This is a genomic window from Megasphaera stantonii (genome assembly GCF_025567065.1).
In the GTDB taxonomy this organism is placed as follows: Bacteria; Bacillota; Negativicutes; order Veillonellales; family Megasphaeraceae; genus Megasphaera; species Megasphaera stantonii.
Genome location: NZ_JAOQKD010000007.1, coordinates 90,337 through 100,217, shown reverse-complemented (window position 1 = coordinate 100,217; position 9,881 = coordinate 90,337). Strand labels below are relative to the sequence as shown.

The 9,881-nt window shown below is 33.4% G+C and carries 11 protein-coding genes; all 11 read right to left on the bottom strand.

What is annotated here, in order from left to right:
* Positions 1-36 precede the first annotated feature (36 nt).
* From OCV58_RS05935 to OCV58_RS05885, 11 genes are read right to left on the bottom strand one after another with little or no spacing between them, the layout of a single operon-like run.
* Positions 37-1,158 carry a glycosyltransferase gene (locus tag OCV58_RS05935; RefSeq protein WP_154877244.1) on the bottom strand — a complete coding sequence of 374 codons (1,122 nt, stop codon included), beginning with the start codon at positions 1,156-1,158 and terminating at the stop codon, positions 37-39.
* A gap of 5 nt (positions 1,159-1,163) precedes the next feature.
* The gene (locus OCV58_RS05930) at positions 1,164-2,171 is read right to left on the bottom strand and encodes an adenine nucleotide alpha hydrolase family protein (protein ID WP_154877243.1); all 1,008 of its coding nucleotides are present in this window, start codon (positions 2,169-2,171) and stop codon (positions 1,164-1,166) included.
* A 19-nt stretch (positions 2,172-2,190) separates the two neighbouring features.
* Complete coding sequence (locus OCV58_RS05925; protein WP_154877242.1) at positions 2,191-2,841, bottom strand: nucleotidyltransferase family protein; 651 nt, start codon at positions 2,839-2,841, stop codon at positions 2,191-2,193.
* A complete protein-coding gene (locus tag OCV58_RS05920) occupies positions 2,835-3,476 on the bottom strand; it encodes a hypothetical protein (protein ID WP_154877241.1) in 642 nt (213 codons plus the stop codon). The genes OCV58_RS05925 and OCV58_RS05920 overlap by 7 nt, the downstream gene beginning before the upstream one ends.
* Positions 3,469-3,699, bottom strand: a complete 231-nt coding sequence (locus tag OCV58_RS05915; RefSeq protein WP_154877240.1) for a hypothetical protein — start codon at positions 3,697-3,699, stop codon at positions 3,469-3,471. The genes OCV58_RS05920 and OCV58_RS05915 overlap by 8 nt, the downstream gene beginning before the upstream one ends.
* A 30-nt stretch (positions 3,700-3,729) precedes the next feature.
* Positions 3,730-4,800 carry an FkbM family methyltransferase gene (locus OCV58_RS05910; RefSeq protein WP_267312814.1) on the bottom strand — a complete coding sequence of 357 codons (1,071 nt, stop codon included), beginning with the start codon at positions 4,798-4,800 and terminating at the stop codon, positions 3,730-3,732.
* Positions 4,797-5,624: a glycosyltransferase family 8 protein gene (locus tag OCV58_RS05905; RefSeq protein WP_267312813.1), complete on the bottom strand. Its 828-nt coding sequence runs from the start codon at positions 5,622-5,624 to the stop codon at positions 4,797-4,799. The genes OCV58_RS05910 and OCV58_RS05905 overlap by 4 nt, the downstream gene beginning before the upstream one ends.
* A 5-nt stretch (positions 5,625-5,629) precedes the next feature.
* Positions 5,630-6,505, bottom strand: a complete 876-nt coding sequence (locus OCV58_RS05900) for a radical SAM protein (protein WP_154877237.1) — start codon at positions 6,503-6,505, stop codon at positions 5,630-5,632.
* A gap of 23 nt (positions 6,506-6,528) precedes the next feature.
* Positions 6,529-7,233, bottom strand: a complete 705-nt coding sequence (locus OCV58_RS05895) for a histidine phosphatase family protein (protein ID WP_154877236.1) — start codon at positions 7,231-7,233, stop codon at positions 6,529-6,531.
* The gene (locus OCV58_RS05890) at positions 7,196-8,065 is read right to left on the bottom strand and encodes a serine hydrolase (protein ID WP_154877235.1); all 870 of its coding nucleotides are present in this window, start codon (positions 8,063-8,065) and stop codon (positions 7,196-7,198) included. The genes OCV58_RS05895 and OCV58_RS05890 overlap by 38 nt, the downstream gene beginning before the upstream one ends.
* Positions 8,049-9,815, bottom strand: a complete 1,767-nt coding sequence (locus tag OCV58_RS05885; RefSeq protein WP_154877234.1) for a non-ribosomal peptide synthetase — start codon at positions 9,813-9,815, stop codon at positions 8,049-8,051. Before OCV58_RS05885 ends, OCV58_RS05890 begins: the two co-directional genes overlap by 17 nt.
* Positions 9,816-9,881 lie beyond the last annotated feature (66 nt).

The window sequence follows — 9,881 nt, the reverse complement described above, 5'->3', positions numbered from 1 at the left end:
TAAGCCTCCTATGATTTAGATTGTATCATAGAAGACCTATACCTGGCAGTTATTTACAGAAAAAGCTTCACATAGTCGCTGGTGCAATATATCATTTATGAAACTCAATGCCGATTCATTTCCCGGTACAAACATTACTTTGGGGTTCGAAAATTTAATAACAGATTTTATATTATCCGCTAAATTTTGTGCTGATGAGGATAAGTCAACTGTTTTGATTCCATCGGGATTATATTGCAAGACTTTATTAATATTCTTTTTTTGTTCTTCAGAGCGAAAATCATTATTTGCTGACAGCAAAATAGATGGTATTTTTAAATATAGCAACTCGCTGGTAGTATTACGACCTGCTCTACAGATTACAGCTTTCGCTCCAGAATACATGCGCGCAGGATTGACATACGAATCAAAGATTTTTACAGAATCATTTTCAGACAAATATTGATGCAGTGCTGAAGCCACTGTTCTGTCATTACAATATATCCGACAACGATATGCAGATAGTATTCTGGAAGATTCTATCATCTTTTTCCCCATCAGAATCGTTGATTCCCAAAACCCCTTTGAGGAATTTTGACATCCACCGCCTAATATTCCGACGATATCTTTTGAACTATCATTGTTTTTTATATTTATGATTTCATCTCTCAGAATCGTGTTCACCCACTTGATTTCACTGGAGTTTTTTTCCAATACTTCTGATTTCTCCACCCCCACCCCATGAACAATAGAATATCCGGCACTCAAATAGTGCCTCTGATAAAAAAGCCTCGATGAAATTGGCAAGGAAGGATTATGCAAATCTGACGGATTCAATAAGGATATAATTTTTTCTCGGGGATATATCATGCTGAGTGTACTGATGAACAAGGGTTCACCGTCCACAAGAACTAAATCCGGTTTGTTTTTAATGATATCATCATATATCTCACCAGCAATTTTGCTGATAGGATTCAATCCGATAACCATGATATGAAGTTTCGACGGCTGTTCGTCATGAATTAATGAGATATTATTCTGTTTAAGAACTTCAAGTCCCTGCAGATACGAATAAGCATATACTTCATAGCCCTGTCTCCTTAATGAATTCAACAAAGCAACACCAGACATAACTCTTCCCAACCCTGGAAAACCTCTAAATATTCCATATATTTTCATATTTTTCAAAGCTCCAATATTCCACTTTCAACAAGAATTTTATGCACAGAATCTTTGCTATCTCTAAGACCTTTTTTGACAGCATTTAGCGCTGTTCCCTTATCAATGAATCCAACTGTGATTTCTCTTGATAAGCGCGTTGAATCCAAATGGAATCCCAAATTCTCATAAGCAATCTTTTCACACGCATTAGCCAGAGGGCAGCATTTTCCACCGGTTTCAACACCAAGTTCCTCTACATCGCTCAGGCAGTTCATTTCTTTGAGCTTGTTTTTCAATTCACTGTATTTACGGCGCATTAAAAATGGTAGATGAACAATCAGTACCTCTGCTTGATCAGCAAATGGTTTCAAGCGTCTGATAGCAGAATAACGCCCGTCTGTAAGCGCAGCCCATTCATTGATTCCCACAAAGACTACCGACACATTGTGTTTAATCGCTTCTCCATAATAAGCTTTGATTGCCACCTTTCGACAGGCCTGACAAGGACGCACAAACGTGCAAACAGTATCATCTTTAGTCGAATAGTGTAGTCTTCCTTCTTTATAGGTATCTAAGAAATCCTGATGGCTTATTTCACCTCGTACTGCAGCATCATAAAAATCGCTCATCGCTTGGAAATTTGCAGAATCAGTCTTTGTAATATAGGGAATAGCATCGATCACTTCATAATCTAATCCCATTTTCCGTGCAATCCTATGAATTTTCTCTACACGCTTTTCATTTAAGTTATTGTATCTGGCCTGAAAAGAGAATGCTGTCGGATGGAAGCCTAATGCCAATGCATCCTGAATCATCGCTATACTGTCTTTGCCGCCAGATAAAGCAATTAATGAATCTGCTTTATTTTTTCGTACATAATTTTTCAATATGGACACTTCTTCATCCAAATACGAAGGATCATAATGCTCTTGAAAACTATTGCATACATTGCATAATCCATTTTCTAAGATTCGGATCGATGGATTTTGGGTGGTATTCAAGCATTGACGGCACTGCTGTATTGTCGACATAAAAATGTTCCTCCTTTTGTTAATACTCATCAAATGTTGTATACTTAAATAATATATTTTGATACTCTTTATTTTTCAGTAAGTATATAAGTTGATCGGTAAATTTAAAGAATATCAAATTTAGTTTATCCTTAAATGATCTTTTCTCCACGATGGAGATTCGCTTTTCAATTTCTCGGATATACTGTTCTTTGAAAGCTTTTTTATCAAAAACAGCTCGGACAATCAAATACATTAATATATTTTCATCGCTCATTATCCAATAATTGTATTTATTATTCCATTTTTTCGTTGCCCAAATATCCTTTTGAATATCATTATGAAGCGGAATAACACTGTCACCATAGTTTGTGTAGCTGATACAAGCCAACTTGTCAAATATATGGACTTTAAAATTTCCTTTACAAAAAAACATATCTGGCCGCATTGAATATACAAAAAAATATTTGCAGGACATTCCATTCATAATATTGAAATCATGTTTAATCAGCAAGGAACGGATTTTTACATAATCATTGGGATGCACCAAAATATCAAGATCTTTATTTTCCGGCATATTCATAGGAATGATATTCCCATCGTTTTTCTTCAAAACATAATTGATTTTGTTATCATTTAATAATTGGAATAATTCAATTATATTGTTAGGTGAAACAATATTTTTTACCATTTTACTATTTCCTTTTCTCTTCCCCTGGTATAGTTTGCATCAAAATGAAACCGCAATACGGGAATACTGTACTTACTCCCGTATTTATACATTAAATATGCAGCCCTGATTTCACCGTCTAATATTCGATTATATTCATCAATAATTATAAACTGATTTCTAAATGGATATCCTTTATCATCAACGATTTTCCGTATTCCTTCAATATGCTCCTCTTTTGAAACATTTATTGGTCGATTCATGCAGAAAGACAAAGCCCACTCTCTATGACCATTGAAATAGCAGAAAAAAGGCGACTGATTTAGTTCGAGAATAGTTTTAGGCTCATATAGTGCTTTCAAATCACTGACAACAACATCCTCTTTTGTTATATCAGTTATTTTAGCCCAACAAGGAGCAAATTCATATATAAAATACGGATCAAAATCAGACATTGTGTAGTTTTCAGGCAATGAGATCACTTGGTTCAACGCTTCTAAAACAGCCTGACTGAAATCTAAGAACTCCTTCGTAGATAATGTTAATCTCGTAATCCCTAAATGTAAGTGAATAGCCTCGCCCAAATTATCTTCCCATTTTATATTTGTGCCATTTATACTCGAATTCGATAAGCAAAAAACACCAGGATTACTCATTGGATAGATTGCCTCCCTTATTTTTAAGCCTTAAATAATTTTTTCTGGCAATTGCTGTCGATGCTGCAAATTCAATAAAATGTACGTCTTTAAAAAGAAATTGTATCAATTCATTTTGAATATGTATATTAAACCCGCTACCTTTATTTCCATGGTTAAGTTCAATAAAAAATTTCGAATCTTTTAACTCACAAGTTGATAAATCTTTTATTTTCTCTCCCATCGTATATCCCTCCCATGCGTATTATGAATTTCACCAGGCATAGCAAACCGTTTCCAATAAATTCGACATATTTGAGTGATTATATATGGCTATTTTATAGGCTGGATTGAATTCATGTATCAATAATGGGATATTCCAAAAATCTGACTGCCAATGATAGATACATATTGCAAGTTTAGGTTTATGCATAGATATTGTTTTCCTCAACCCCTTTAACGCATCTATTTCAGAGCCTTCGATATCCATTTTTATAAATGTTGCAGGCACCGGTAAATTATCACCACTCATAGAAGCTACAGTGATATCACCATCATTACCTACGTGAGGATTGCTCCTTTTTGTCGATGAGTGCGAGGACAAAAAGCGGCAATTCCCATCATGGCATCCGAGCGCAGCATTATAGAGTATAATATTGCTGTATTGAGATAAGTTATCCTTAGTCTGCATGTAGTTTTCTGGATCAGCTTCAAATCCATATACAGCTGAATATTTATGATTGACTTTCTCTAAAAAATTAATTGTATCTCTTCCATCATACATTCCAGCGTCTATAAATACTTCTTTATTAGAAAAGGTAAACGCATCATGGAAATACTGGATACGGCTTTCAATATATGGATAATGAAATTGATACGGAGCAATCAACCTGGTCATACAATCCAAGTAAATTTGTTTTGACTGATTATCATATAATAAATTATACACTTTACAAATTTTTTCTATATTAGAATAGATGACATTTCTTTTTTCATAGAGATCAATGTATCCATGTGAATTAGGTCCAACATATACATTATCCGGGATAATACCGTGAGGAGCCATTTTGTTATAAACGCGCTTCGTCAATGCATGCGTATGGATAAAAACAGATTTCCTTTTATTTTTTTTAAGCAATGATGTAAGTTCGTCATCATTTAGAAGCGTAATAATTTCACTGGGTTCGCTATCTGTACATTTTTTGAAATCCAAAATATCTTCCTTTTTATCCGAAACAATCAATACTCTCTCTCTGGCATAAAAATTGTTTGTTTTTTCTATATACCTGTTCTTATTATTTAACAATAGCTTTTCGAAGTCAGACTCCGTTATTATTCTATTCATTTTAACTCCATAAATTTTGAATAATACGTCCAATACAAATCATCATAGATATTATTTCCTATTTTCTCATGCTTATTTTTGCTTCGTATCGCAGCCCAATGGTAAATACCATCCGATAAAGAGGTAGGATTTTTCTTCAGTTCAACAACATATTGGTTATATTCATATGGAAGAATTTTTAAATCATTGTTATTGCCAAAAATGGAGTTAATAGCATCTTGATCACCAAAAAAACTTTTAGGATTGTTTTTAAAATAGTTCATAGCATCATCATAAAAATGATATTTTTTTCTCAGCCTATCCAGGTTGAATATCAAAACTCCAGCATTTACATACGCATCCATGTTTTTGATATCCGTGATGCTTTTTACCCATTCTTTCCACGCCTCATTGTTTCGGAATATATTTAAATCCAACACGGCGGCACAAGTAATATCCTCCAAATCTGTCATCCATATATTACATATGTCGCAGTTTATAATTGTATCTGCGTCAAGATATATAATTTTATCAATGTATTCTGGAAAGATTTGGTCAATATATAATCGATACATGGTCGCATAGGAATGTTTTTCTATGCACTGAGGATCCACATACTTCGTCAGTTCTTCATGCGAATTAATATAGATAAAATTAATACTGCAATAGGTGTATTTACTAATTGCCAACAGATGGTTTTGAGCTGCGTTTGATAAAGTACTGTCTGTAATGATGAATATATTGATATTGTCTTTATTCTTATCACATAATGATATTATCGAAGCTCCTAATTGCTCATAATACGTCCCATCCACATCTGTCAAAGCATAACAAACATTGATCATTCGGATCACCTCAACAATGGACATTCATTAAAATTATCCCATAATAGCGTTATCTGTTTTCGGATGTCTGCTGGCTTAAAACTGAAAACAGGTTCTTGCTTAGAAGTAATACAGCTCATAAAACTGAGATTCGGTAAGAGACGTAATTCCGCATAATCTCTACAAATAGTGATGTCTTTTTGGGCGCATGCCAAGGGAATGATCTTTACAACGGTATCGTTCTTAAGTCTCCATAGCGTAATACCAGAACGAATATCAAAGGTTCTTGTTGCTCCTTTCTTAAATAATAATTGACCCACATTTTCAACCCAATATTCAACTTGATTATCCTTATACTTGCCTTCCAGCAAAGGAAGGATTTTTAGGCGCCGATGCATTTTAGAGGCATAGTCTATTATGTCTTCAACATAGTCATATGTTAATTTGCATAAAACAAAGTTAAAAGAATAATCAACATTATTTGCTTCTAGCGTTTCTACGCAGCGAATAAAAGCAGAAAACTCATTACCAGTAACTTTATGATAATTCTCCTCATTTACTCCTGGAAAATGTAACGTCACTAATACATGAGCCACCGCAAGTCTTTTTGCGATAACAGTATTTATCAGGCTTCCATTAGTGGCTATACCGATCTCATAAGGACCTTTTCGATGAACTAAGTCGATCATATCGAGTATTTCTGGATTCAGAAAAGGTTCGCCACCCGAAAATCGAATCTGATTGATTGGAGTCTCCTCTATGCCTTTAAATATTTGTGAAAATTGTTCATATCTCAAGAATTGCTTTTTGTTAACACTTTCCTGCCCTTCATTATGACAATATATACATTTATAGTTGCAAGAATCTGTTACCAATACGCGTAATATCTTCCAAAAAGACATTTATCCCACATCCTTACGTTTAATCATCTGAATTCTGGTTGCAATCCATAATACGAACGATTAGGATCATCAATTAATAAATATCCTGTTTCGCCATATCCCGCACATCTGAAGATAGTTATTCCCTTTTCAATCTCTTCTGTTCGAAGTACAGTATATGAAGCTGGCGCCATCCAAAATGAATTCATCATTACTGTTAAAGGGATATTCAGTAGATGCGATAATATAACTGATATGGTAGCAAAATGAGATACCAGGAGGATTGTAGCTGTAGGGTCTAATGATAAATTCCTATAAATATTTTCTTCTCGCTGATACCCACTTTTTTTCAACAACTCATCCAAAGGATTCCAAACCGCATCACAATACTTCTTTATATCTCCATTTTTATACATTGAATGTGTTCGATATGATTCGTTACTCAACAATGCCTTATTATTAGCCCAGTATCTTGGGGGAATTTGCCAAGGATAATGCAGTTCACCATTAGGCAATGTGATGAAATGCTTAAATTCATTGAGCCAGTCAACTTGATAAATTGGTAATTTCAAATGCTCATTCAAAATTATCCCAGTTTCTATAGTCCTTGCAATCGTCCCAGTATAAATTTTATCAATCTTAGTTTTTGATAGATGAGCTCCCAACTTATGAGCTGTAATTACGCCCTTATCTGTTATAGAATAATTTTCTTTACAGGGATCCGCATGTCGGACAAAGATTAGTTTCATTGTTTTTAGCCTCCACAAACATATCAAAAATCAAAGTACTGATAGTCTGCATCTTTGCCTTCATTTGATTAAGATCCATATTGGAGTCATAGCTTAATTCCCCTAATATTGCTATTGTATAGTTCCCCTTCTTTGTAAAAACTATACCGCCATCCACGATATAGCTATCTGTCGTATCATCATATATTTTTCCATCAGCCTTTCCACTCTTACATGCAACATCCAAATAATCATCTTGCGCTAACAAATGACCAGCAATTATATCTTTATATGTTTGCTTTAAAAAGATATCTTTCAATTCTTTACAAACAATTTCAGGAAATAATGTATTTTCTTCCAGATTGCTATAAAATGTGGCATATTCTCTAGGTGTTGTCGCTCCAACATTCTTCACTTTTGGAATTAAAAATTTCTTTTTTAATATCGTATTTTTATATCCAAAATCTTGAATCGTCTTATTAATAGACTCTATGGTCAAAAAGTCTATTACCATATTGGCAGCTATATGGTCACTTTTTTCAATCATTAGTTCTACACAATCTTTCAATTTCAATTCGCTATTGATAGGCAGAAACTTTATTACTCCAGCCCCTGTCGCATAATTGTCAGCAGTATAATTCAACAATTCATCGCCAGTAATTAAACCTGAACTTTTTCTTTTTTCATATTCAAGCAGGATAAATGCCATAATGCTACAGGCACTATCAAAAATATCATTTTCATGAAACGAGAAAACAGCTTCGTTTTTAAATTTAACGCTTATACCAATTCTTGCCTTATTACTTTCTATCTCTTCAATAATATGATATATATTATCATCTATTTTTTTCATTATGTTCTCTCACCTGCTCTGATACAAAATCAATCAAATCCCCGATGGTAATTATTTTTTTCTCTATAAGCAATTGATCATCAAATGGTATATTAAAGTAATATTCTAACGTACAAAACAGGTCCGCAAATGCCAAAGAATCAAACCCTACATGCTTCAACAATAGATTTCTATAATTGTCCTGCAGCTTAATCTTACGAATTTCTTCTATCTTATTTCGTATAACTGATGAAACATCTTTTTTCTCTTCAGTTACATCTGTATGCAGTAACGCACTAACTGCTTCTTTACATGACAACCTGTCGATTTTATTGTTTTTCAAATGTGGAATTTCTTTTATATAGAATATTTCTTTAGGCAGCATGTACCGAGGAACTATTTTACACAATTTTTTATATATATTTTCAGGAGATACCTTATCATACGAATAGACACAGAAGATACTGGTACTGTCGTTCTTGTCGTTAATCGGAACAATACAGCACTCATTGCTATCGATAAGCATAGATATTTTCTCTTCTATATATTCAATTGAAATTCTATAACCATTTATATTTACTACATTATCTTCTCGCCCGACAATATAATATTGATGATTCTTAAATTCAACGATATCATGTGTATTGAATACTGTCTTTCCATCAAGATACTTAACGTTGTTATTTACACTATTGTAATAATCATTATATAATTTTTCTGATTCAACCCACAATGTTCCGGAATTTACTTTAGAACCCCCCTGTAGCAGCACTTTAAACCCTTTTAATGGATGACCAATAGGAATTCTATTATATTGTTGAATTTCATTTAAGCCTATTTCTACTCGATGGAAAAAAATTGTCCCTAATTCGGTGCATCCGTAATTATTAAACAAATCGATATTTTTCGTTCGGAATAGCAATAACAAAGCAGCCCCCAGGTTCAGGCGCTCTCCACCGGATACAATATACCTAACACAATCCGGAATATATTCGATTAGCTGGGGTTGTCTACTAAGCAGCTTCAATATTGGTGCACCCAAAAAGACTCCCGTTGATGCATTTTTATTTATCTGGGTACATATTTTCTTAAAATTTATGTTTTTATCGATATCATCAATACATATCGTAGATCCAGCACAGAGGAAAATAAGTGACTGGTCTAGCGAAAAAGCAAAACAAAGCGGAGCATATTGCTGTACAATCTCACCAGATAGAAAAGGTAATTCATCCTTAAATTGCCTATAACTAAAATTCAATTGTCCCAATTTTTTCCTTACGATTTTTGGCTCCCCTGTTGATCCAGATGTCGTGATGTAATAGCATACTTGAGAGTCATCATGAATATTTTCAATACCAAACTTAATTTCCTTTCCTTTAATATTCTGTGTCTGTCTATAACTCTTTAGAGATCTAATAGAAAATACATTATCACAAATTTGCTTTAGTTTAGCATTATTATCTTTAGTATATATAGTTTTTATGTTTAATTTTTCTACAATATTTTTTATATAATTAATTGGAGCTTTTACATCTAAGTTGATAAATGGAATATTTGCCTGCATACAAGCAAGCATTAATAAAAAGTGTTCAATGGATCCATTATCATAAATGCCGATAATATCCCCAATTATGTTTTTATGAACGAGGTCCTTTGATATACTATTACTGATGATATATAAATCTGAAAAAGAAATCTCCCTATCATAACACTTCAAAGCGATGTTCCCATTGTTAAGCGCATGTTCCTGGAATACAGAAAGAATGTTCATGATACACCTTCTTATATACAAGAAATTCGTTTTAAATAAAAATTATCTTTTAGAAAATACTCACGT

Coding starts and splice junctions, on each gene's coding strand:
- OCV58_RS05925 (WP_154877242.1), bottom strand. CDS start 2,841: ATGGTAAAAAATATTGTTTCACCTAACAATATAATTGAATTATTCCAA.
- OCV58_RS05905 (WP_267312813.1), bottom strand. CDS start 5,624: ATGATCAATGTTTGTTATGCTTTGACAGATGTGGATGGGACGTATTAT.
- OCV58_RS05910 (WP_267312814.1), bottom strand. CDS start 4,800: ATGAATAGAATAATAACGGAGTCTGACTTCGAAAAGCTATTGTTAAAT.
- OCV58_RS05895 (WP_154877236.1), bottom strand. CDS start 7,233: ATGAAACTAATCTTTGTCCGACATGCGGATCCCTGTAAAGAAAATTAT.
- OCV58_RS05885 (WP_154877234.1), bottom strand. CDS start 9,815: ATGAACATTCTTTCTGTATTCCAGGAACATGCGCTTAACAATGGGAAC.
- OCV58_RS05935 (WP_154877244.1), bottom strand. CDS start 1,158: ATGAAAATATATGGAATATTTAGAGGTTTTCCAGGGTTGGGAAGAGTT.
- OCV58_RS05920 (WP_154877241.1), bottom strand. CDS start 3,476: ATGAGTAATCCTGGTGTTTTTTGCTTATCGAATTCGAGTATAAATGGC.
- OCV58_RS05930 (WP_154877243.1), bottom strand. CDS start 2,171: ATGTCGACAATACAGCAGTGCCGTCAATGCTTGAATACCACCCAAAAT.
- OCV58_RS05900 (WP_154877237.1), bottom strand. CDS start 6,505: ATGTCTTTTTGGAAGATATTACGCGTATTGGTAACAGATTCTTGCAAC.
- OCV58_RS05890 (WP_154877235.1), bottom strand. CDS start 8,065: ATGAAAAAAATAGATGATAATATATATCATATTATTGAAGAGATAGAA.
- OCV58_RS05915 (WP_154877240.1), bottom strand. CDS start 3,699: ATGGGAGAGAAAATAAAAGATTTATCAACTTGTGAGTTAAAAGATTCG.